Origin of the sequence: Wolbachia endosymbiont (group B) of Xanthorhoe designata, from assembly GCF_964028585.1 — a bacterium.
In the GTDB taxonomy this organism is placed as follows: domain Bacteria; phylum Pseudomonadota; class Alphaproteobacteria; order Rickettsiales; family Anaplasmataceae; genus Wolbachia.
In genome coordinates, this window is record NZ_OZ034794.1 from 349,882 (window position 1) to 371,743 (window position 21,862).

Consider the following 21,862-nt stretch of genomic DNA (forward strand, 5'->3'; position numbering starts at 1 on the left):
AAATTGATTTGGTGTAGATAAAGTAAGAAAGAGCTTAAGCTTTTGAAGCTACTTTATCAATCAGGCTATAAATTTTAAATCCCGTTTCTTCTAGAAAAGTATGGGCAATATTTTCCTTTGGCTCACTTTTGAGTTCATTAATGTCTTTATGGCTCTGCGTCAACTTATACATACAAATACATGCAACAACTAAAGCAACTCCAGCAAGATATGCTAAAGGAATTGGTTGAGTAAAAACAGTAGCTATAGCAGATGCTGTGAATGCTATAGCTGTTATTACAGCAGCTATGCTATAAATAGCTTCTCTTCTGTAACTATTGATTAATTTCTTTTCTATTGCCTCTTGGTGTGTTTCTTGCCCTTGTTGATGAGAAATAGTAATTACTGTATCTGTATGAATTGGCTCACTAGCGCTGCTTTCTTGTTGTACTTCTGGCTTTGGTTGCTCATAAGCAGGAACTTCTGTAACCTCACCAAAGATTTCTTCAACAGAAACTGGTTGACTTTCTGTTATATCTTTAGAGATTCCACTAAGAAGTGGCACAAAATGCCTCATGTAATTCACTACTCCTACAGTTTTTTTGCTACTATCTATCTCTAGTTGATTGAGATTTATATCTTCCATAAAAACTTCTGGATCATCATCATGTGCTGTAATTTTAGTTACCGTAACTTTTTGACCGTCTTCCTCTATTGAATAAACACGGAGCTCCACTTTGTACTTGTCGCATATCATTCTACCTTCAATGTTTGGACGACCCCATATAGGTACGTCAGCTGTATGTGTATTAGTAATACACTCTAAATATTTGTAGAAAGACTTTGCATAGTCTTTCTTATTAGATCCATTTTCACTTATTACTTCTCCATCCGGATCTTTTTAGGTACAAAATACTCTCCAGCATCTTTTATTACTGCTTTATAAACCCACAAACTTGACCTTCTATTTTTGCTAGCATAATCTGCACAATCTTTTCTTAATGATTTTGCAGTAAAATGATGACCGAGTTTTAACTCGTTCAATCCTTGAGCCACGGAGTCAAAAAAGCAATCTCCTGTCTTTATAGCAGCTCCTATTTTTAGCTTTTCAGGATAAGTGCTCTTTAGATTATGCAATAAATCACTTGATTTTTTATTTTCTTTGATTTGTTGAAAAAGAGCAATTGGCTCTCTTACATAGTTAGAATCTCTCATGTTATAGCTCCAAAATGATAATAATATTTTAATAGATTAACCAGCATAGGAAGGCTAATTACTTAAGGTCGTGCTGTGTTGCAAGCAAACATCACCTACTTTTCTTGAACTAATATGTAGCCTATACATATTGTTACTTACTATATCTTAACTATACTTAAACTCTCTTATGCTGTCAAGCAGGGAATTTATTAATCTTTTAACTCATCTACTTTTTTGCGTAATATATTCAAATCAGTTTTTCCTACAAAAAGACTATCTCCTATTATCACAAAAGGTGTACCGCCTACTCCAAGCTCGCTTACTAAAAGTTTACTGTTGTTTATCATTTGCTCAATTTTGTCTGCATTACTTTTCATAGAGTTGTTAAAATCGTCCTCGTTAATCCCTATATTTTTCACTATACCTAATATAGTTTTATCTGAAAATTCTCCTCTGTGATCTAGTGCAGCATAGTGAAAATCTAAGTACTTTTCTTTATCGATAAAATAAGTTGCTAAAGCAGCTTTTGCTGCCTTTAAGGAATTGTTACCAAGTATTGGAGCATCCCTAAAGATATATTTAATTTTGCCATCATTGATCAACTGTTTTATGTCATTCTTTATTGCCTTACAATAGCCACAAGAATAGTCAAAGAACCCTACAGCTATGACATTGCTATTTTCATTTCCTGAGTAAGGATAAGTGGAGTCAAATATTTCATCTTTATGCTGAGAAATTTTACTTTTGACTGCGTTAGCATAACTATTTTTAGCTGACTCTTCTCGGAGAGCTTTTAGAACTCTATCAAAATTTTTACTGATGTAGTCATCTAATCTCTCACCTATATGGTCGTCATTTAAGACTTGACTGCGGTGTGAAAGCCAATTGTTTATTACTGGTAAACTTGCTACTGCAAATATAAAAATCAATAAAAATGGTATCTTAGACATATACTTACTTAAAGAATATAAACATTAAAGAAATGCTCAATATTAAAACATTTATATCAAAAAATGCAAACTTTATATAGTAGTATATCAGAGAATTTGGTGATATTAAGTAGCGAAAACTTGTGTATAATAAAGCATTTGAGATTTAAGTAATCCTTACCGCCATGTATAACAATTGTAACCGCGGCGGTAAAAAAGTTGATTATTTTATAACCGCCGCATATAATGCTGACAAACACGGCGGTAAATTATATGAACGAGCCAATAATTGGTAGAGAGAAGGAAACGGCCATTCTAGAAAATAAGCTTCTTTCCCAATCTGCCGAGTTTATTCCTGTTTACACTGTGAACAAAATTGCATGGATTTAATGGTTCAATAAGTGTAGGTACATAATGAAATTTTTAAAAACTCTTTTTAACTTAACATTATTAGTATTTTTTGTAACTCCTGCATCTGAAGCAAGGTGGAGTAAGTATGAAGATGCTTCTGTTGAGATTAAGTTTTCTAATGTTAACATCAATGTTAATAGAGATGGTACCTACGAAACGGAAGTAGAACTTCAAGCAAAAATACTCAAGGAGTCTGGGCGTGATAGATTCTCTCTATACAGTCTTGTTTATAATGATGATAGTGCAGATTTTACTGTTTTAGAGGCTAAAGCAGCTTACAACGGAGAGGAATATATAGTCACTGAAGACATGATGGAAGATAAACCGCTAGCTAGTCCTAGTAAAGGCTTCGATCAGTTAAGACAAGTAACCATATCATTTCCTAAAATAGAAATTGGTACAGAGGTATATTTAAGATATAAGCAAGTTAACAAAAAAGTTCCTGTTGATAATTTTTATGGCTTGAGCTTCTCTTATTATGGAGATTATTTACAAGCAGAAAATACTAAAATCAATTCTGAATTACCCCTGGAGATTAAAGTTAATGATCCAAGAGAAGTATTAGAAATCGCTGAGAAAAAAAATGATAATATACACTCTATAAGTATTGCTTTAAAGAAAGCAGTTTATGAAAATACAACAAATGAGCCACACAATGGGCTATTGAATATTAAACACAACACCTGGGTATCACTTTCAAGCTCATCTCAATGGGAAGATCTAGCTAAAAAATTAGCTCCTGGATATCATAGCGTCATTAATCAGCCACTTCCTGCAACTTTTACGGCTATAGCAGAGTCTGCTGCCAGTGAGAATACTGATGAAGATAAGATCAATGCTGTTACTTCTTTATTGAATGAAAAAGTTCAATATATGGGAGATTGGCGCACAGTATCAGGACAATATTTTCCGAGAGATTTAGAGAAAATTGCTGATTCTCAAGTTGGGGATTGCAAAGATTTTTCTGCTAGCACAGCTGCTATTTTACAGGAACTTGGTTACAAAGTTCAACCTGTTTTAGTTATGAGAGGAACTACTAACACTTCTAACTCTAAAGCATTACCTAATATGGGTAATTTTAATCATGTGATGCTCAGAGTAACAAATAAAGATGGAAAAATATATTGGATTGATCCAACTAATATCGTCAGTATGGCACAGGGTATTTTTCCAGACATTGCTGATAGGAACGCTCTAGTACTCAATTCTGAGGAAGCAGATTACATAAAAATTCCTGCTGTACAAGCTGAAAATTCAAAAGTGATATCTCATAGTGAATTAACTATAGAAGATAATGTTGTAAATGAATATGGCCGGCTTACCGTACAAGGGGAAGCAGCCCTAGGTTTAACAGGGGTTGGATTGTATTATTCAAATGAGCAATTAAGGGATTCTGTTTTTCATATGATTAGTGGGGTATATCTTGATGAAGAAGAAAAGAAGTTCTTAGAATTGCCTGACCTTACTTTACGTAATGTAGAAGATCTTACAATCAAATATGAGTTTCAGCAAAAAAATAAGATTTTTAAGACAAATCTAGGACCTGCTTTGAATTTAGGAGATAATTGGCTTAATGATGTTGTCAATACAGCTTCTGACCAAGTGTCAGACCTTTTTATTGGTGTTCCTAAAACTAAGGAAAGCCATATGATAATAAAAGATATCAAAATTAAAAACTGTGAAAATTTGAATTTTGAAATAGATACTCCTTGGTTATATGTAAATAGATTCTGTAAATATAAAAATGATGGAACCGAATTTAGCAATTTAATAACCATAAAGAAAAGTTTTATTACCAATGAAGAATTAAAGACTGCTGAATATAAAAACTTAAAAAGCGAATTGGAGAATAATTTTTCTAGAGCCTCTGTAATAATAAGTGAATGAGTTGTGCTGGGAAAAGCACTTCTTAAAAGGCTTAAAATTTTTAAAATATGTACAATAACTTACGCGACTTCATCAAGGCTTTAGAAGAGAGAAAAGATCTAATTAGAGTTAAAAAGGAAGTTTCAACTGTTCTTGAAATGACGGAAATTCATCGCAGAGTTTTGTCAAACAAAGGGCCAGCAATAATCTTTGAAAATGTTGTCACAGAAAATGGCAAAAATTCAATTCCAGTTTTAGTGAATTTATTTGGTACTATTGAGAGAATTGCATTCGGACTTGGTATAAATTCTGATGAATTAAGGGATCTGGGTAAACTTCTAGCATTTTTGCGATCACCTGAGCCACCAAAAACCTTCAAAGATGCTGTAAAAATGTTTCCTATGCTGAAAGCCGTATTGTCAATGCGAAGCAAAGTTGTAAGCAAAGCCCCATGTCAAGAGGTGGTGCTAACTGGGGATAAGGTGGATCTTAGTTTGCTACCTATTCAGACATGCTGGCCAAATGAACTTGCACCGCTTATCACTTGGCCACTTGTGGTAACAAAAGGACCAACAGCAGACAAGCAAGATAATTTTAATCTTGGAATATATCGTATGCAGGTCGTGGATAAAAAAACGACTTTAATGCGCTGGCTTGCACATCGTGGTGGTGCAGGTCACCATAAACGGTGGAAGGAGAGGGGGCAAAATATGAAGTTTCCTGCGGCTGCTGTGATTGGTAGCGATCCTGCAACGATTATTGCTGCGGTAACTCCGGTGCCGGAGACGTTGTCAGAATACCAATTTGCTGGGCTGCTGCGCAAAAAGCCTCTTGAGCTTGTAAATTGTAAGACTATTCCTCTTCAAGTGCCAGCTCATGCAGAAATTGTTTTAGAAGGATATGTAAGTTTGGATAAGTATAGAGATGAAGGGCCATACGGAGACCATACCGGTTACTATAATGCTGTTGAACAGTTTCCTGAGTTTAACATCACTGCAATTACAATGCGCAAAGATCCAATTTATCTCAGCACTTACACTGGTAAGCCGCCAGATGAACCATCAATTCTTGGTGAAGCACTCAATGAAATTTTTGTGCCAATTCTTATCAATCAATTTCCAGAGATAGTGGACTTTTACCTGCCTCCAGAAGGTTGCTCATATAGAATAGCGGTAGTATCGATAAAAAAGGCTTATCCAGGGCATGCAAAAAGAATTATTATGGGCATACTCTCTTTTCTCAAACAGTTCTTATACACCAAATTTATTATAGTTGTTGATGATGATATAAATGTACGTGATTGGAAGGAAGTAATGTGGGCAGTTTCAACGAGAATGGACCCTGTACGTGATACAATCATGATAGAGAATGCTCCAATTGATTATTTAGACTTCGCTTCTCCTGAAAGTGGTCTCGGAGGTAAAATAGGGTTTGATGCAACAAACAAACTTCCACCCGAAACCAAACGAGAATGGGGAAGAAAAATTGAAATGAGCGAGGAAATAATAAAGAAAGTTACAGAGAAGTGGAAGGAATATGGGTTGACAGGTGATTGAGCTATGATGTAGACTACCGCCGTGTATTTAGGTGTGGTTTGTGAGGCTTTTATATCTTTTATTTTTGTCGGTATGTTTTTCTCTGTACTACTATGCGGGTCCTATATCCTCGTCTTGCCCAAAAGCAACAGTTTGCTTCTCACCTGAAGAAGACTGTGCTGTACCGATAATAAGCGAGATAGACCAATCTAAAGAATCTATCTTAGTTCAAGAATATACATTTACTCTTGGAACAGTTGCAAAATCTTTGATTAACGCCAAAGAGCGTGGTGTTGATGTTAAAGTCGTCTTAGATAAATCACAACTCCATTCAAAATATAGTGTCATAAGCGAATTGTTTTCAAATGGAATACCGATTTGGATCGATAATAAGCCAAAAATCGCTCATAATAAGGTAATAATTGTTGATAATCAAAAAGTCATCACAGGATCGTTTAACCTCAGTAAGACAGCTGAAAAGGGAAACGCTGAAAATTTATTAATTATTGAAAATTATCCTGAATTAGTCCAGCAGTATGTGAAAAATTGGGAAATACGAATGTCAAAATCCTATCAATATACTCCCTAGATACTTGATATCAAAAAAGTCTTTTTATTGATAGATGTAATTTCTTGTGATATAATAGATTAAAAGGTTTTAAGGGGTAGGTAATGGATTACATAAATGATGCTGCTGATAGTTACACTGCCATTCATGATTTTTTTCAAAATAATGGTGTTGGAGATTACAAAGTTCAATGCAATTATGGTGTTGTACCGTATGCTACTGACAAATATGTACATTCTGGAGACAAATTTTGGAGCAATAATTTTATAGACTCACATTTTGGAAGGGAAATAAAAATGTATCCTCAAAGTGAGCTTTTAGCTAAAGAGTATGCTGGTAATACACTACCGGTTTCAATATCACTAGACAAGGATCTAATAAAAATAAAAGAATGTCAGAAAAAACTAAATTTATAGAACTAGAAGGGGAATCAGGTGATATAGTATATGATAAGCAAAAGCATATAAAATGCTACACGACAAAGTTATCATATGACGATGTTTCTGTTCATAGTAAAAACGAAGTTTCAATACTGAATATTAGATATGATGTGCCAAACGATCCAAGATACAGTTTAAACATAGCCTTCACAAAGGTTAATGATAATAAACCAGGGTTTTGGCAAAAGTTTAAAAATATGTTTTAATAGAGTAGCTTCTAAATCAAGGGGATTTTGTTGAAAAATGAATATCTACTTAATAATGAATTTGGTCAGTAGCTACTAAGTTTGTTTCATAGCTATGCAACAAAAGGTTTGTGCCCTCACGTTTATTCTCTGCAACACGAAAAGTTCGTACAGTTGTACATGCTATGTAGTAGATAAACTTCTACTATATTTTTTTATTCAACTTACCTCTTGTCTATTGAATAGATTTTGTATTAAACCTAAAATTCAACGCACCTAAATATATAAGCATTCCCAACAAAATCATAGGTATAGAAAGCAACTGTCCCATAGTTAAATTGAACCATAAATAGCCAATTTGATAGTCTGGCTCGCGGAAAAATTCAACCATAAAACGTGCTACTCCATACAACATAACTGCAACTCCAGTTGTTGCACCATAATACAATCTCATTTTGTTCAAGTAAAATAGTGAATTTACAACTACGAAAAGTAGCGCTCCTTCAAAAAATGCCTCATAAAGTTGGCTTGGATGGCGCAATAAATTATCACCACTTTCTGGAAATACCATACCCCACGGCATAGTTGTAACCCTGCCAAATAACTCTCCATTTATAAAATTACCTATGCGGCCTAGAAGTAAACCTATCGGAACTCCACAAGAAATTAGATCCAGTGTGTAAAATATAGGAATGTTATGTCTTCTACAGGAGATTATTACTGCAAGCAAAACTCCTATAGCACCGCCATGAAATGACATACCTCCTTCCCAGGTCTTTAGTATTTCGATAGGATTGCTTATATAGAGAACTGGATCATATATCAATACGTAGCCAAGCCTACCTCCAAGGATAATGCCTATAATAACGGCTGTTAATAACGAATCGTAAAAATTCTTAGTAAATATTTTTTGATTGTCTAGCTTATGTAAATACCAATATGCAAAAACTATACCCAAAACATATGCTAAAGAGTACCAATATATAGAAACAGGACCGATGCTAAAAATAACTGGACTTAAAGACATATTTTACTACAAATTATTCTTAGACAATCTACTTTTCTCACGGTCCCACTCTCTCTGCTTTATGGTTGCTCTCTTATCGTAGAGTTTTTTTCCTTTCACAATGGCAATTTTAGTTTTTGCCAACCCTTTATCATTAAAATAGATAGAAAGTGGCACAACAGTTATTCCAGAGGTTTTGATTTGACCAATTAGCTTATTTATCTCTTTTTTATGCAAAAGCAATTTTCGTTCTCTTTTTGGCTTGTGATTCTTTTGGTTCGCAGCTTTATACTCTGCAATATGCATATTGTTTAGCCATATTTCACCTTTTTTTTCAGTAACGTAAGCATCAGAAATGTTTGCTTTTCTTTCCCTTAGTGATTTTACTTCACTACTTAAGAGGATCATACCTGCTTCAAATTCTTCTAAGATAAAGTATTCAAACCTTGCTTTTCTATTTTCTGCAATAACTTCCATATCTAAAGATATCTTTAAGCTTCAATATATTACAGAACTTTTGGTTTAATTCATAACAAAACAATTATCTCAGTAAATGCAAGTTTGGTTAAAAAAGCTCCAATCTTCCTGCAAGTGTAATTTGTTCCACTCTTCCTACTGCCATTTCAGCCCTAGGACTAGCATTGCCTGACAAAGAACTTATTACATCTTTGCAGCCCCATTCAATAGCAAAGTGTAAAGGAGCATATCTATTATTGTTCTGTTTACTAACATATGCCCCACTTTCAATTAAAATATCTCTTATACTTTCATGATCGCTAGCAAAATGCAAAGGAGCGCGTCCACAACTATCCCACACATTAACACATGCTCCATGTTCAATCAGAGTTCTTACTATGTTTTCATTATCACTTTCAGCAGCAAAATGCAAGGGAGTGCTTCTATAATTATCCCACGCATCGACATATGCTCCGTGTTCAATTAGAGCTATTACTATCTTCTCATAGCCACTCTTAGTAGCAAAATGTAGAGGAGTGTGTCCATCATTGTTCTGCGCGTTAACATCTGCTCCACATGCAATTAGAGCTCTTACTACACTTTCATTCCCACCTTCAGCAGCAAGATGTAAAGGTGTACATACATCATTGTCCCACGCATTAACATTTGCTCCACTTTCAATTAAAATATCTAATATGCCTTTGTGGTTCCATTCAGCAGCAAAATGTAAAGGAGTGCATCCATCGCTGTCCCATGCATCAACATATGCTCCATATTCAATTAGAGCTATTACTATGTTCTCATAGCCACTCTTAGAGCCTGTTCATAATCTTTTCAGAAGCAAAGCAGCGAAAGCAAGAACGACCATTTGCAGGCTAGTGTTGAGTTTCCGCTCGCAATTTTTCCACAATCGCCTACATTTTTGCAACCAAGCAAAAGATCTCTCAACAACCCATCTTTTCGGCAATACGACAAAGGTGTGTAATTCGCTTCACCTCAACAGTTGCACCAATAGTTACTTTCATCTGTGTTGCAAAATTTTCTCCTGTGTAGCCAGCATCAACTAGTATATTTTTAACTTCAGATAGGTTTTCTTTAGCATTTTTAACCATTCTCACAGCGCTACTACGATCAGTTATTTCTGCCGTTGTTATATAAATTGCGTGGGGTAAACCTTGTGTATCTACCGCAATATGGCGTTTTATTCCTGAAACCTTTTTGCCTGCATCATAGCCTTTTTCTTCAGCAGTATCTGCATTTTTTACGCTTTGTGCATCAATTATGCAGAAGCTGGTTTTTTCTTTCCGACCATTGTTTTGTCGGACCACGCCAACTATTTTTTTTAATACCAGCTCCAGAACACTTTCTTTATTTGCATCTGCTTTTTCACTCCACTTCTTAAAATAGTCGTAACAATTCCGCCATTTTGGAAACTCTTTTGGTAACATTCTCCACTGGCAGCCACTTTTTAAGACGTATAACACTCCACAAAATACATGATATAAATCAAGTGTTCTTGGCTTTGTCCTCTTCCTGCAAGACTCCAGATCTGCTACAATAATCTCAAACTTTTCTCGACTTATATCACTTGGATATAAACTTCGCATATCCTACTTTATATACTTTATCCTCTCATTCTATCCCTTTTTTGAGATCACGTACAGGCTCTTAGCAGCAAAATGCAACAATGTAGTTTCTACAGGATCTAGATCACTATGTGTAGTGAATATATGATTGATATTAAATCCACTATCTTCCCACCTCCGTAAATCAATACTTTCTAATTTTATTTTTATTCTTTCAACTATGTTGTTCTTGCTTAAACCTGAAGTATCATTTATTTCTTCAAGCATTTTTAGAAAATCATCAAGCGTCATAATCTCCACTACTTATTAAAATAACTTGGTTATTATGTTCTTTGACAAAAAAATCAAGAACTTTTTATTTTCCTAAAAAATCATTTAAGTTATACTCCAAATCATGAAAGTCAGGCAAAATATTAAGTTTTTTTCTCTATCATTTGTGATTTTGTTTTCTCTATGGATTACATTGTCTGGTTATTTTGAGCCTTTTTTTATTCTCTGTGGAGTATTTTCTTCTGTGTTCACATTGATTATCTTTAAAAGGTTAATTGATGCTGAAAGTGCCCTTAGTCAAATTCTAAATGATAGTGGTAGGCTATCACTTTATCAGCTTATAAGTTATATGCCTTGGCTAATTTACCAAATTATTTTTTCAAGTATTTATGTAACAAAAAAGGTGCTACGATTCAAATCTACAGTTGAGCCAATTGTTATTGTAAGAGAATGCATAGGACATAATGATAAGACCATTGCATTATTTGCTAACTCGGTTACGATTACTCCTGGAACTTTAACTATCAATGTTGAAAAGAAGCAGAAAACATATTTATCTACCATATGTTTGATAGATAAAGATCTTGAAAGTGGCATTTCTGAAATAGAAGGTAAAGTCTTAAAAATGCTACACCTAGTTAAGTAATTGCTTTAAATAAGTTAACAGCGTCTCTGTATTCTCTTCTTAGGCTTTCAAGCATTTCTTTTGGAAGGCTATCAATAACAGTAGAACATAAATAATTGTACAAATCTTCTAGCCTTGATATGTTATTTTTCTTCTTGCTGTTGAATTTGTACGGAAAAATGCCCTCCATAATTTCAATATCAACAACCTTATTTAAAAATGCATTTTCACTGGTTATGCTTATTCTTGTAAGTATAGTATTAATTTCAGGTTCATTACTCGTATAAATATCTGATAATTCCGCCATTTTAATGACGTATAAAGTTACTACTTTTGATAAACAATTATCAGAATATTCACAATTTTTTATTACCTCCCACTGAGTAACCTGAGACTTGCTTGTTTTTGCATTGCTTGGTAATTTATTCATTGAATTTTCTCCATTTAATTCAGTGTAGTAAATTATACTAATACTTTGTTAAATAAATAATAACGCAGCCATAAAAATATGCATTTATTTACCATAAATTGCACAATATTCCCAAAGTAAACATTAAAATTACTCTAAAATGAATGATTTCTTTAATTCCATGTTATTCAGCAGTGTAAAATATTGCTACACAATAGTATTTATTCTAAAATAAACTTTCCTTTTGAGCTATTTTATTAATGTCCATTCTTACGGCTGCACTAAAATGAAAAAGATAAGACTCGGAATACTAATTTCAGGTAGAGGATCAAACATGCAGGCTTTAATAGAAGCATGTCAAGATCAGAATTTCCCTGCTGAAACTGTGTGTGTTATCACAAATAATAGTGAAGCTGGAGGCCTTAAAATAGCAAAGCAAGCAGGAGTTTCAGCGTTTGTTGTTGAAGATAAGCCACTTGATACTGATAAAATTCATGAAATACTTGTTCAACATAAGGTTGATTTAATTTGCCTTGCAGGATTTATGAGAATTATAAAGGCCGATTTCCTGAATAAATGGCATAATAAAGTTATAAATATTCATCCCTCTTTACTTCCATCCCTTAAAGGTCTAAATGCCCAAGAGCAAGCTCTGAAAGCAGGTGTAAAAATCACAGGCTGTACTGTGCATTATGTTATTCCTGAAGTTGATGCTGGAGCCATAATCGCTCAATCTACTGTGCCAGTTCTACCAAATGATGATGTTCAAAGCCTCTCAGAGCGCATTCTAGCTGAAGAACACAAGTGTTATGTGAAAGCAGTAAAGTTAATAGCAGAAAATAACCCTAAGCAATAGCAAATTAGAGAGATCGTGTGGTATTACTTTTTCCTTTTATTACATCTTGATCCAGGGAAAGATTTGTTGGAACTTTAGAGTTGTAGCTTTTTTGCTCGATGTGCTTTTCTTTTTTCATTTCAATAACCTTATCAGATGTATCACCATCGATTGGTTTTTGATTGCCTTCTTTTAGCATGTCTTTTAAATTCTGAACCTTTTCTCGCCTTTCTTTATTCTCCTGATTAGCGTGCAGTTTTGCTAATATTACTATATCAGGTAGTACTTTTGATGCAATTCTGTAAAGGCGTGATAAATTTATTTCTTTTTTCATTTCCGTATACAACTCTTCCTGCTCCTCTTTTGAAAGCTGTGAAAGATGAATTTTAAAGTTTTTAACTTGATGATAAATAGAGTTAATTATGTTACCAATCATTACTATACAGCCCAATGTAACAAGAGGTGCAGTAACAAAAAGAACTATAGGATTACTAAATAAAGCAATAGAAACTGTAGCACCTGTTAAAAATAATGTATCGCACAGAATGTCTAAGCAAATACCTTGAATTCTATATTTATCCCTTCTTTTTTCTTCTAATGTTCTCTTGTAATTACATTTTTTATATAAGCTTTTTTCTCTAAAACAGTCAAAAAAAGAGTACATGCTTGAAATTAAGGATACTGAGCTAAAAAAAACACCTGTGCCAATATTACCGAGCGTTATGCCTATCATACCTATCTGTTGACTTGTAATGTATATCAACTTGAGGATTATCAACACACCTGTATTGATAACAGAAAATATCGTTATTAAAGGATTTAACAAAGCAGTTGGAGTTTTTTTGCTTTCTTTTGCAGTATCGTTTTTCACCTGAACATAAAAATCAATCACATACCTAGATTATAAAGGAATATGGTTAAAATTTTAAATGTACTGTAGTGATTATTTATTTTCTTCCAACCTTAACAAAAAATAAATTTTCAGGATTCAGTAAAGAACTTGCCAATTTGTTTACTTCCTCTAATTTAATATTATTAATGATATTCGTATAATTATTTATATTGTTAACATCACGATCGTCTATCTGCATACTATCCAGCAACATTGCTGTATTCGCATTATTGGATAGGAAAGAGAAGGTAAGGTTATTTACTAAACTGGTTTTTGCATCCTTGAATAATTGTTCGTCAATTCCTTCCTTTTTTATTCTGCTAAATGTATCTTTTACTGCTGATATAGCTTTGCTAGCAGTAGAACTATCAGTACTTATAAATCCAGATATAACATTCCCATGTTTATTTGTAATATTACTTGCACTAACACCATAAGTAATACCTAGATTTTGTCTCAACTCTTTCATCAGTATTGAGTTTAGACTCATACCACCAAGTGCATTAATCAAAACACTAGCATTATAGTAATTAGGGTCTTCATATGCTATGCCTTTTTGAGCAAAAAGTATTACACTCTGTGGTATATCCATAAAAACGCTCTTACTTTCTGCAGGCCCAAATTCATTTTTTACAGATATCTTTCTAACTTTCGATCTTTTTGATGGTAACTTAGATAAATATTTATCGAGCAGCGTACTAACTTGTTCTTTTGTTGCACAACCAACAATACTAATAACGATATTATCCTTAGTAAAACTACGCTTTATGTATGTTAAAACATCGTCTCTAGTAATGCTCATTATAGTGTCTAGAGTTCCATATGGATCTCTTGAGTAAGGATGTTTTTTGAACAACAACGTATCCAACTCTTTTGCAGCAATAAAATAAGGATCTTTTTCAAAATTATTAAAGTTTACTTTGGCTTTTTCAAAAACTCTATTCAATCCTTCAGGATCAACTTTAGGACGCATTATAGCATCACTCAGTAGTGAAATTGCATCCTCTAAATTCTCAGATAAAGTATTTAATGAAACCCTAAATGCTTCTAAACCAGCAGTAAAATTTAAACTAATTCCTTTATCCTCAAGCTTTTTTACAAAATCTTTGGCATCATTTTTTCCTGCTCCTTCTTGAATTACAAGAGAAGTAAACCAAGCAAGCCCCTGCTTTTCTGCACTTTCATACACGTAACCTGCATCTTTGAATGATATATTGAGTGAAACTTTTGGTAAATCACGGTTTTCAACAAACAGAAACTCAAGCCCTTTATTAGTAGTAACCTCCTCTATATTTAGGTGGCTGCTCGCCTGCAAATTAAAGCCCAGACAGAAAAAAAGTAGAAATAAAAGTTTACTTACTCTCATCATTATTACCTCCTTTTGGTAGCAAACGGCCGACTAATTTATTAGTAGAAAAAATAGTACGAATTTTGTGATTTACATCTTTCAGATTGACATCATTAATTTTGCTATATGAAATGTCTATTTCATCAAGTGGGATACCTAGTGCTAGACGTGGTATATAAAATATTGCTACACTAGTTAAATCAGATAGATTATCAAACTGTGCTGCTTTGTATTTAGACTTTGTGCTTTGCAACTCTTCACTTGTTATTCCTTCAGAGTTAAAGTGATTAATAGAATGTTCTAACTCTCTTGCAACAGCATCCAAATTTACCCCGCTTTTTGGAGTTACCCGAATCTCAATGTAACCATTACTAAAAGCTAAGCTATTATAATAAGCAAACACTTCTACTGCTACATTCTTATCTAGAACTAAATCTTTATATAGCTTACTAGACTTGCCATTTCCCAAAACATCAACTGCTAAATCAACAGGAAAAGTTTCACTTATTTGCTCAAATAAAGGAACACGATAGCGAAAGTATAAAACTGGCTCTTTTACTTCAGTGCTTTCTAAAATGACCGATATGTCCGCATTATGTACTGGATCTTGGTTTGGATAATGCTTAACTAAAGGCTCAGCTTTAATTGCACCATATTTTTCCTTTGCTAATTCCGCTACTTCTTCAAATTCTACATCACCAACAACGAGCAGTATAGCATTACCTGGATGATAATAGTTATCATGAAACCTTGTTATGTCATCTTGATTGTAAGTTTTAATATCGCTCTCCCAACCAATAACAGACCTACCATAACCATTACGATAAAATGCACTGTTCATTTCCTCCCATAGTAAAGCTTCAGGATTATTATCAAATCTCATCTTTCTTTCTTCTAATACGATATTTTTTTCTCTATCTATTTTGTCTTGAGTAACATCAAAATTGCCCATTCTATCTGCTTCAATTTCCATTGCTAGTGGTAAATCTTTTTTGAGAACTAATTCGTAGTAGCAGGTGTATTCTTTAGTGGTAAAAGCATTAAATTGGGCCCCAATGCTGCCCAAAGTGGATTCTATGTCTTTAAATTTTCCTGTAGTTTCAAACATTAAGTGTTCAAAGTAGTGAGCCAATCCTGCTTTGCCAATTGGGTCATCCATTCCCCCAACTTTATATATTATTGCATGAAAAACAGTTGGAATTCGGTGATTAGGTACTACATAAACATCCAATCCGTTACTGAGCTTAGCATGCTTTATGATTTCAGCTTCCAAAGAAATCGGACAAATGAAAAAAAACACAGATAGTATAAAAAAACTAAAGAATTTGCGAAGCATTATTTCATTCCTCATTTTGCTTAGAGATAGACCTATCATATATATACCACTTATATAACAATGTACACATTCCACTAACTATAGATAGATCAGCTAAATTAAAGGCTGGCCAATACCAATCATTGATATGAAAATATATGAAATCATATACAGCTCCCCAATAGATTCTATCAATTACATTTCCGATCGCTCCACCAATCATCAGAGAAAAACTAAGGTAAATTGACTTATCATTAGATTTATATATCAAGTATGCAAGTATACCAATTATTAATATTGAACATGCCGAAAAAAAGAAGCTGCCATGCGGTAGAGTACTACACATTCCAAAGCTAATTCCTGAATTCCAAACTTCAACTAATTTCATAAAACTAGTAATCTCGATTGACTCCCCCTCATCAATCAATGAGTTTATATACAATTTACTTGTTTGATCGAATGATACTATAATCAATATAATAACTAAACATATCCTTTTCATAAATTTATCTTTAACTGGTAAGCCTTCATTATATCACGATCTATCTGTTTTGTTAACTCGTTAATACTATGGAATTTTTTTTCTGCCCTAATAAATTTTAAAAGTTGTATATCAACCTTAAAATTGTATAAATTTTCGTTGAAGTCAAATATATGCATTTCTACTATAGGTTTCTTTAAGTCCTTAAATGTAGGTCTCATACCAATGTTGACTACTCCATATAGCCAACTTGAACTATTTTCAGAAAATGCAACTTTGGCGTAATATGTACCAAGCTTAGGTTTTATCATGTAATCTTCTATCGGAATGTTTATGGTTGGAAACCCTATTTCTCTACCTCTACATGCACCTTTTGTTACAATACCAGAAACTTGATAAGACCTACCAAGCAATTTATTAGCAATTTCTATTTCGCCTTTTTGTAAACACTCCCTGATTGAGGAAGAAGAGCAAATTTTTCTATCGATTATCAATGGCTCTAATTTAGTTAAAGAATATTCATACATCTGAGAATATTTTTCTAGAGTTAATATGTTACCCAATCGTTTGTGACCAAAAGTACAACTTTCTCCAACGGTTATATGTTTAGCACCATACTTCTTTACCAAAATCTTACCAATAAAGTCATCGCAGCTAACCTCAGAAAAACCTCTACTAAAATTAATAATATACAAGTAATCTATACCATAGCTGCTGATTAGTTCCTTTTTTTGTTCTTGGTCTATTAACCTAAAATTGTTCCTACTAAATAAAACAGTTGATGGGTGAGGCTCAAAAGTTAAAACTGCAGAGGATAATCCTCTTTCTTGTGCTACCTTCTTTAGATTGGAAATTGCAAACTTATGTCCTAAATGAACGCCATCGAAATTTCCGAAAGTTAGTGCCACATTATCTTTTATCCCTTGCTCACAGTTGTAAATAATTTTCATACAATTTGATATTTTATATATATTTTTTATATATAATAGTTGTATTTTATAAACTATGGAGATAAATCGTGAAAAACACTAAAGGAAAAGTTGTAATATATGTGAAGAAGTACTGCCCATTCTGCAAGAAAGCAAAAGAGTTATTGGATGAAAAAGGTGTGAAATACGAAGAAATTGATGTACTTAGAAACTCGGATTTGTTTGACGGTATAAAATCAAAATATAACGTCAGTACAGTTCCACAAATTTTTATTACTGATGAAAATGGTGATTATGTACATCATATTGCTGGATGTGACAAATTGATGGATCTTGAAAAAGAAGGAAAGTTGGATAGTATGTTAAATAACAATGAAGATAGCATTAATGCAACAGCTTACACAAGCGGCAGTGATGAACACGAGGGATGTAATATAATACATAATGAAGATTTTATGTGATTTTTTTTGTCTTACTGTTGCTGGCATACCCACTTTAAACAATTTTTAATGAATTAAAAATACAATTCATCTAGTGAGTTTTCTTAGTGGGAAAAAATGATAAAAAATATTATAATTGTTAGTAAAAACTTAATTAGTATTGAATTAATTAACAAACAAGATTTAGAGAGTTTCATCAAGATTTTCACAGTGCTTGATAAGCATATAGCAGCTAAAACTCTTTTTACAGAAGAAGTGACAATAGAGTATAAACAACACAATTGCATAGAAGTTGTTGAATTGATAAAAGATACAGGTTTTACATATCATGATGTTGAGAATGTGTTAAATCACCTAAGTAATCATGGAATGAAAGTACCAAGTAGCGTTATAGCAAGCACCCTTTCTTCTTCATACAATCACGCACTTGAGTCTAAGGATGTAGCATTTGCCTGTTCTAAAGGGTTGCCACAATTTTACATCAGGGTAAATAACAATACCTTTATAATGACTCCTATAAGTGAAGAGAATCTGGAATTGAATTCGCAAAATAGCAAAATGCTTATAGAGTCATTAAAGAGCGAAAAAAGCACTTATGATTACATAGTGGAAGAAAATATCATCAAAGTTATAGTGCATTCTGAAATACATCAGGCTATAAACTCGATTATAAAATCACTGATAAAGTCTTGCCTTTTAGCAAGAGATGAAGAAGAAAAATTCAAAGAGAAATTGAGACAACTTGCTTTTAAAGATCAAGCTTTCGTTGAGTATTCTAGCATCAAAACCATTCATAGATATCCGAATAACCATCCTCTGAGAAAGCATGAAAGTGTTATTAAAGATATAGAAAATATTTTATGTGATTTCATAATAAATGAGAACAGCGGGTTTGCTATAGAGCGGTTAAATAGACTGGGCTCAGAAGTCTCTCCAAATACTCCAAGAATCATCACTAAAACTATAGATAAGCTTGTTAAGTTTCACTAAAATGTTGTTGGAATGATTTTAGCCAATGTCTACATATATCTGATTTTTACTGATTGAGTGGAGCAATTGAGCTGCTCTCTGTCATCTCAGCGTTTAACACTGGGATGATTTCGTTGTATGGTATCTTGTATAGTGTTTTACAAATTCACATAGCTATTTCACAATTTATCCATATCAATGTCAGTAAATTTATTGAGAAAATATTACTTAGTTCTTTAAATTTATGTTTTGGGATATATATTAATCATTTATTTTCAAAGCCTCAATAAAAGCATTTTGTGGGATGTTTATGTTTCCCACAGAATGCAATCTTTTCTTACCTTTCTTCTGCTTTTCAAGAAGCTTCATCCTTCGTGTGACGTCTCCACCATAGAGCTTGGCTGTTACATCTTTTCTATACGGGTTAATCGTTTCTCTAGCAATAATTTTTCCGCCTACTGCCGCTTGAATCGCGATTTTATATTGTTGGCGTGGTATCAAGTCTTTCAAACGTGCACATATTTCACGGCCTCTTTTTTCTGCCCTGCTTTTATGAACAATGCAGGCTAATGCATCCACAGGTTCTCCATTAACTAAAAAACTTAATTTATCTATCTGACTTTCTTGATAATTGGATATTTCCCAATCTAAACTTGCATATCCCTTGGAAATTGATTTTAGTCTGTCGTAAAAATCAAAAACAACCTCAGACAGCGGTAATTTATACTTCAGTAGTGCTGTTGTCGTATTACCAACATAAGATAAATCCTGCTGTTCTCCTCTCCTCTCTTCACACAGAGATAGAATCTCTCCTAAATATTGATCAGGTACCATTATAGTTGCAGTGATCCACGGTTCTTCCACTATTTCAATTTTTGTAGGGTCTGGCATATCGCTTGGGTTATGGATATTTAAAACTTTACCATTTTGTGTTGCAACTTTATATATAACACTCGGTGCAGTTGCTGTTAGATCTAAATCAAATTCTCTTTCGAGTCTTTCTTGAATGACTTCAAGATGTAGCATTCCTAAGAAACCGCAACGAAATCCATAACCTAGCGCATTTGACGTTTCAGCATCAAATGTAAAACTAGCATCATTTAAATGTAATTTTTCTAGTGCTTCCCTTAAATATTTAAAATCATCTGTGTTATTGGGAAAAATACTGCAAAATACTACAGGATGTACTTCTTTAAAGCCAGGTAATGCCTTGCTGCACGGCCTTTTCTCTTCAGTAATAGTGTCTCCTACTTTGCAGTCTGCTACTTCTTTCATTGAAGCAGTTATAAAACCAATTTCACCTGCTGAAAGTTCACCAGTCATAACTTTTTTAGGAGTGAAAATACCGATATTATCGACCTGATATGTAGCATTATTAGACATCATAACGATTCTCATGCCTTTTTTTAGTACTCCATTTTTAACTCGCACTAAAATTACTACTCCTAGGTAAGGATCATACCAACTATCAACTAAAATTGCTTGCAGTGGAGCATTTGTATCACCTTGAGGAGCGGGAAGTTTTGTCACTATAGCTTCAAGTACATCCTTTATCCCAAGACCAGTTTTTGCCGATATCAAAATTGACTCAGTTGCATCAATTCCGATTACCTCTTCAATCTGAAACTTTATCCTTTCTGGATCTGCAGCAGGAAGGTCAACTTTATTGAGTACAACTATTATCTCATGATTATTGTCAATTGCCTTGTACACATTTGCCAGAGTCTGAGCTTCAACTCCCTGACTGCTATCTACTACCAAAAGTGAACCTTCACATGCGGCCAAGCTTCTGCTAACTTCATATGAAAAGTCAACATGACCTGGTGTATCCATTAGATTGAGGCAATATTGATTACCATCATTTGCAGTATAATTGAGCCTTACCGTTTGCGCTTTGATTGTGATTCCACGTTCACGCTCTATATCCATTGAGTCAAGTACCTGATTGGTCATTTCCCTTGTCTCAAGACCGCTACATTCTTCTATCAAACGATCAGCAAGAGTTGACTTCCCATGATCTATATGTGCTATTATTGCAAAATTTCTTATATTTTTCATAGATCTACTTATTTAAGTAGATCTATTTTACATTTTAAGTATTACAAGAGCAATTATTTATATCTCTTTATTGCTGAAAACATTTATCTGAAGTCCTTGCCAATGGGCGGCAATGCTCATTAGCTGATGCTTGCTTCACTGTGCTACTTGGATCTTCTTGCTGTCTACACGTTTTTACTGCATCAGCAAGGCTTAGGTAACTAAGGACAGGAACTTTAATTTTTACATCTTTATTTTTTTCTAAATCTTTATCATCTGGTTTATTACTTACTATTTTAATACTGCCATCGCTAGCACTTAATGTGATGCTACATTCCCTTTCACCTACATACCAGTTAAACTTTATTCCATATTGAGCTGCAGTACCTAAATTATAATATCTAACCCCCTCATGTATGTAGCCACTGATAGGTTCTTTTTGATCTCCACTTGAAAGAAGAAAACCGGCAATATTGTTTTCTTTACAAAATTCACTATTTAAAAATTCGCTTACCCTAATATCTGTGTTTTTATTGTCGTCTTTTAGCTTGATTGTTGCATAAAGAGAATTTTGATCCTTACGCTTTTCAATTGACACCGCATCAATGGTGCCATTTTTTATGTACTTGCCAAACTCTGCTTTAGCTTTCTTTTCTAATTCTTTTTGCTTTGCTGCATTTTGTTGTTGTTGCATCTTTTCCAGCACTTCTTTCATTTTTTCCTGAAGTGATTTGATATCACAAATTAACGCAGATTCATCAAGGCCAGGGATCACGAATGCTCTGCCCACTCCTGTCTTCAACCCCTTAATTATGTTTACTATCTTTAAGATAGACTCTAAGTTTTGATAATGTACAATAATTTTTTGATCATTTAGGCTACTCTTATTGTTATCCCAGTCGCTAGCAATGTTATCAAATATTGAATTAAGTCCTCTATAAATGGTTATCAATTCATCTGATTCCTCTTTGCCTATTTCATTACCTTTAATACTGCTAATACAATCATTGAATGAATTTATTTCTTCAGGATCTATAAAGAGACTGTACAGTTCATTACTCGATACTCTATTTTGTATTTTTTGTTTTATTGCTTTTAATATCTTACTATTCATATATTTTACCTCATAAAGCTATTCAATGTTATATACATAA

At 33.5% G+C, this 21,862-nt stretch carries 24 protein-coding genes and 2 pseudogenes; 9 read left to right on the forward strand and 17 right to left on the reverse strand.

Annotated elements, in window-relative coordinates; all coding sequences use genetic code 11:
* Positions 1-34: 34 nt before the first annotated feature.
* The 3 genes from ABWU64_RS01650 to ABWU64_RS01660 all read right to left on the reverse strand — a co-directional run bounded on the left by ABWU64_RS01650 (position 35) and on the right by ABWU64_RS01660 (position 2,126).
* A complete protein-coding gene (locus ABWU64_RS01650; protein ID WP_353279715.1) occupies positions 35-736 on the reverse strand; it encodes a hypothetical protein in 702 nt (233 codons plus the stop codon).
* Positions 737-858: 122 nt separating this feature from the next.
* A complete protein-coding gene (locus ABWU64_RS01655; RefSeq protein WP_353279717.1) occupies positions 859-1,194 on the reverse strand; it encodes a hypothetical protein in 336 nt (111 codons plus the stop codon).
* A 191-nt stretch (positions 1,195-1,385) separates the two neighbouring features.
* Complete coding sequence (locus ABWU64_RS01660) at positions 1,386-2,126, reverse strand: DsbA family protein (protein ID WP_353279719.1); 741 nt, start codon at positions 2,124-2,126, stop codon at positions 1,386-1,388.
* A gap of 393 nt (positions 2,127-2,519) precedes the next feature.
* Between ABWU64_RS01660 and ABWU64_RS01665 the strand changes: the two genes are divergently transcribed.
* The 5 genes from ABWU64_RS01665 to ABWU64_RS01685 all read left to right on the forward strand — a co-directional run bounded on the left by ABWU64_RS01665 (position 2,520) and on the right by ABWU64_RS01685 (position 7,131).
* Positions 2,520-4,403, forward strand: coding sequence for a DUF3857 domain-containing protein (locus tag ABWU64_RS01665; RefSeq protein WP_353279721.1), 1,884 nt, complete (start codon positions 2,520-2,522; stop codon positions 4,401-4,403).
* A 47-nt stretch (positions 4,404-4,450) separates the two neighbouring features.
* Positions 4,451-5,938, forward strand: a complete 1,488-nt coding sequence (locus ABWU64_RS01670; protein ID WP_341815413.1) for a UbiD family decarboxylase — start codon at positions 4,451-4,453, stop codon at positions 5,936-5,938.
* Between the two features lie 40 nt (positions 5,939-5,978).
* The gene (locus tag ABWU64_RS01675; protein WP_341815412.1) at positions 5,979-6,506 is read left to right on the forward strand and encodes a phospholipase D family protein; all 528 of its coding nucleotides are present in this window, start codon (positions 5,979-5,981) and stop codon (positions 6,504-6,506) included.
* Between the two features lie 83 nt (positions 6,507-6,589).
* Entirely contained in the window at positions 6,590-6,901 is a 312-nt protein-coding gene (locus tag ABWU64_RS01680) for a hypothetical protein (RefSeq protein WP_353279722.1), read from the forward strand.
* Entirely contained in the window at positions 6,877-7,131 is a 255-nt protein-coding gene (locus ABWU64_RS01685) for a hypothetical protein (RefSeq protein ID WP_353279723.1), read from the forward strand. Before ABWU64_RS01680 ends, ABWU64_RS01685 begins: the two co-directional genes overlap by 25 nt.
* Before the next feature lie 214 nt (positions 7,132-7,345).
* On the opposite strand, the gene lgt is transcribed toward ABWU64_RS01685, so the two are convergent.
* From lgt to ABWU64_RS01715, 6 genes and pseudogenes are all read right to left on the reverse strand, one after another.
* Complete coding sequence (lgt, locus tag ABWU64_RS01690) at positions 7,346-8,137, reverse strand: prolipoprotein diacylglyceryl transferase (RefSeq protein ID WP_007301947.1); 792 nt, start codon at positions 8,135-8,137, stop codon at positions 7,346-7,348.
* Positions 8,138-8,143: 6 nt separating this feature from the next.
* Positions 8,144-8,593, reverse strand: a complete 450-nt coding sequence (smpB, locus tag ABWU64_RS01695) for an SsrA-binding protein SmpB (RefSeq protein WP_015587785.1) — start codon at positions 8,591-8,593, stop codon at positions 8,144-8,146.
* 88 nt (positions 8,594-8,681) lie between these two features.
* Complete coding sequence (locus tag ABWU64_RS01700) at positions 8,682-9,005, reverse strand: ankyrin repeat domain-containing protein (RefSeq protein WP_353279724.1); 324 nt, start codon at positions 9,003-9,005, stop codon at positions 8,682-8,684.
* Between the two features lie 60 nt (positions 9,006-9,065).
* Positions 9,066-9,368, reverse strand: a pseudogene (locus ABWU64_RS01705) (ankyrin repeat domain-containing protein); the annotation flags it as partial.
* 27 nt (positions 9,369-9,395) lie between these two features.
* A pseudogene (locus ABWU64_RS01710) lies at positions 9,396-10,179 on the reverse strand (IS5 family transposase).
* Between the two features lie 30 nt (positions 10,180-10,209).
* The gene (locus ABWU64_RS01715) at positions 10,210-10,449 is read right to left on the reverse strand and encodes a hypothetical protein (protein WP_353279726.1); all 240 of its coding nucleotides are present in this window, start codon (positions 10,447-10,449) and stop codon (positions 10,210-10,212) included.
* A 103-nt stretch (positions 10,450-10,552) separates the two neighbouring features.
* On the opposite strand from ABWU64_RS01715, the gene ABWU64_RS01720 reads away from it, so the two are divergent.
* Complete coding sequence (locus tag ABWU64_RS01720; RefSeq protein WP_015587783.1) at positions 10,553-11,074, forward strand: Na+/H+ antiporter subunit E; 522 nt, start codon at positions 10,553-10,555, stop codon at positions 11,072-11,074.
* On the opposite strand, the gene ABWU64_RS01725 is transcribed toward ABWU64_RS01720, so the two are convergent.
* Positions 11,067-11,483 carry a hypothetical protein gene (locus tag ABWU64_RS01725; protein ID WP_007301944.1) on the reverse strand — a complete coding sequence of 139 codons (417 nt, stop codon included), beginning with the start codon at positions 11,481-11,483 and terminating at the stop codon, positions 11,067-11,069. The two genes, ABWU64_RS01720 and ABWU64_RS01725, sit on opposite strands and share 8 nt — an antisense overlap.
* 265 nt (positions 11,484-11,748) lie before the next feature.
* Here ABWU64_RS01725 and purN point away from each other — a divergent pair, with 265 nt between their 5' ends.
* Positions 11,749-12,318, forward strand: a complete 570-nt coding sequence (gene purN / locus ABWU64_RS01730) for a phosphoribosylglycinamide formyltransferase (protein ID WP_353279727.1) — start codon at positions 11,749-11,751, stop codon at positions 12,316-12,318.
* A 4-nt stretch (positions 12,319-12,322) separates the two neighbouring features.
* Here the strand turns inward: purN and ABWU64_RS01735 are convergent, their stop codons facing one another.
* From ABWU64_RS01735 to ribF, 5 genes are read right to left on the reverse strand one after another with little or no spacing between them, the layout of a single operon-like run.
* On the reverse strand, positions 12,323-13,189 hold the full coding sequence (locus ABWU64_RS01735; RefSeq protein ID WP_108784152.1) for a hypothetical protein: 867 nt from the start codon (positions 13,187-13,189) through the stop codon (positions 12,323-12,325).
* Between the two features lie 55 nt (positions 13,190-13,244).
* The gene (locus tag ABWU64_RS01740) at positions 13,245-14,555 is read right to left on the reverse strand and encodes a M16 family metallopeptidase (protein ID WP_015587780.1); all 1,311 of its coding nucleotides are present in this window, start codon (positions 14,553-14,555) and stop codon (positions 13,245-13,247) included.
* Positions 14,542-15,873: a M16 family metallopeptidase gene (locus ABWU64_RS01745; protein ID WP_135352827.1), complete on the reverse strand. Its 1,332-nt coding sequence runs from the start codon at positions 15,871-15,873 to the stop codon at positions 14,542-14,544. Before ABWU64_RS01745 ends, ABWU64_RS01740 begins: the two co-directional genes overlap by 14 nt.
* A 4-nt stretch (positions 15,874-15,877) precedes the next feature.
* Positions 15,878-16,354, reverse strand: coding sequence for a signal peptidase II (lspA, locus tag ABWU64_RS01750; RefSeq protein WP_341815408.1), 477 nt, complete (start codon positions 16,352-16,354; stop codon positions 15,878-15,880).
* Positions 16,351-17,283: a riboflavin biosynthesis protein RibF gene (gene ribF / locus ABWU64_RS01755; RefSeq protein WP_353279728.1), complete on the reverse strand. Its 933-nt coding sequence runs from the start codon at positions 17,281-17,283 to the stop codon at positions 16,351-16,353. Before ribF ends, lspA begins: the two co-directional genes overlap by 4 nt.
* A gap of 68 nt (positions 17,284-17,351) precedes the next feature.
* Here ribF and ABWU64_RS01760 point away from each other — a divergent pair, with 68 nt between their 5' ends.
* Together ABWU64_RS01760 and ABWU64_RS01765 are read left to right on the forward strand one after the other, a co-directional pair.
* Entirely contained in the window at positions 17,352-17,723 is a 372-nt protein-coding gene (locus ABWU64_RS01760) for a glutaredoxin (RefSeq protein WP_135352813.1), read from the forward strand.
* 96 nt (positions 17,724-17,819) lie between these two features.
* Positions 17,820-18,692 carry a hypothetical protein gene (locus tag ABWU64_RS01765; RefSeq protein WP_015587775.1) on the forward strand — a complete coding sequence of 291 codons (873 nt, stop codon included), beginning with the start codon at positions 17,820-17,822 and terminating at the stop codon, positions 18,690-18,692.
* 240 nt (positions 18,693-18,932) lie between these two features.
* On the opposite strand, the gene lepA is transcribed toward ABWU64_RS01765, so the two are convergent.
* The gene (gene lepA / locus ABWU64_RS01770) at positions 18,933-20,729 is read right to left on the reverse strand and encodes a translation elongation factor 4 (RefSeq protein ID WP_353279730.1); all 1,797 of its coding nucleotides are present in this window, start codon (positions 20,727-20,729) and stop codon (positions 18,933-18,935) included.
* A 67-nt stretch (positions 20,730-20,796) separates the two neighbouring features.
* Positions 20,797-21,822 carry a hypothetical protein gene (locus ABWU64_RS01775; protein WP_341815407.1) on the reverse strand — a complete coding sequence of 342 codons (1,026 nt, stop codon included), beginning with the start codon at positions 21,820-21,822 and terminating at the stop codon, positions 20,797-20,799.
* Between the last annotated feature and the right edge of the window lie 40 nt (positions 21,823-21,862).